This window comes from Pseudarthrobacter raffinosi (assembly GCF_023913735.1).
Taxonomy (GTDB): Bacteria; Actinomycetota; Actinomycetes; order Actinomycetales; family Micrococcaceae; genus Arthrobacter; species Arthrobacter raffinosi.
Genome location: NZ_JAMXBH010000059.1, coordinates 1 through 1440, shown reverse-complemented (window position 1 = coordinate 1440; position 1440 = coordinate 1). Strand labels below are relative to the sequence as shown.

Annotated in this window: 1 protein-coding gene; it reads right to left on the bottom strand. The window is 63.3% G+C overall.

Annotated elements, in window-relative coordinates:
• Positions 1-23: 23 nt before the first annotated feature.
• On the bottom strand, positions 24-1325 hold the full coding sequence (locus NG698_RS21565; RefSeq protein WP_252612345.1) for an ISL3 family transposase: 1302 nt from the start codon (positions 1323-1325) through the stop codon (positions 24-26).
• Positions 1326-1440: the final 115 nt, after the last annotated feature.

The window sequence follows — 1440 nt, the reverse complement described above, 5'->3', positions numbered from 1 at the left end:
GGCTCTCCTGACTCTTCCGTGGGTTAATTTCGGCCCGGGAGCATTGGTTTGGGACCGCCGAGGCTGAGCATGGCCAACGCGATGAGTGCGTCTGGGGATTTGAAGCCGAAGGCGATTCTGGTGATCAGGCGAATTTTCGTGTTCATTGATTCGACGCGTCCGTTGGAAAGCCCATGCTCGATCGCGGCCAGGATGGATTCCCGGTGTTTGACGATGCTCTTTTGCAGTTTCACGAAGGATGGGATGCGGCACCGGCGTGCCCAGGCCACCCACTTGTCGAGTGCTTCGGCGGCTTCCTCGAGGGGCAGCTTGAAGACCAGCCGGAGTCCTTCCTTGAGGTAATACGCCCGGCCGAGTCTGGGGTCGGTTTGGACTATCCAGGCGAGCTTGGTCTGCTGTTTCTCGGTGAGGTTTTCCGGGTTTTTCCACAGCGCGTACCGGGAGTTCTTCACCCCGGCGGCCAAGGCGCTGTCGGGGCGTGCCGGGGACCCGGCCGGCGGCCGTCCCCGCTCTCTTCCTGGCTCGTTGGCCCGGGCTGCTTTGCGGGCGTCGTTCCACGCCGTCCGGCGGACTTCGTCGAGGGCCTCGGTAGCCCACTTGATGATGTGAAATGAATCAGCGCACTGCACGGCGTCCGGGCAGCGTTCGGCGACCACCGCGGCGATCCAGGGGGCCGCGTCCGCGCTGACGTGGGTGATGGCTGCCGAGCGTTCCTCGCCGAGGGCGTCAAAGAATGTGCGCAGGGTCGCCTTATCGCGGCCCGGTGCGGCCCAGAGCAGCCGACCGGAATCGTGGTCCACGACGACGGTCAGGTACTTGTGTCCGCGCTTGTAGGAGATCTCGTCGATGCCGATCCGTTTCAGGTCCGCGAACCGGTCGAATTCCTTCTCCGTATCTGCCCAGACACGGGTGATAATCGCCCCGACGGTACGCCAGGCGATGCGCATCAGCTCGGTGACCGCCGTCTTGGAGGACTTGGTGGCCAGCCAGGCCACCTGCGCATCGAAATCATGGGTGTGGCCGGCCTGGTGCCTGGCCCAGGGAACTGCCGCGACGGTGACCCCGTGCTTACTGCACCGGATTCTGGGGGCCGCGGCCTGAAGCCATACCTGGACCGTGCCCAGGTCCAGGGAGCGCCAGCGGCGCAGACCTTCTCCCTGGTCGTATTTCGGGCTTCGGCGCTGGCAGATCCCGCACCGGTTGCGCATCGAGCCTGTCGGTCGGACCGAGGCGATCAGGAACCCGCCGTCATCCTCCAAATCAATGGACTCCACAACCGTTTTCTCGACACCGAGCAGCGTTCGCCATAGTCTTGCATCTTGCACGCCGTTTTCCCGTTCTAAAAGTTTCTTTCCTTAGACAGTCAGAAACCTATAGACGGAAAGCGGCGTGCGTCCGTTAAGGCGCGCTCAAAACGCCCACGGAAGAGTCAGGAGAGCC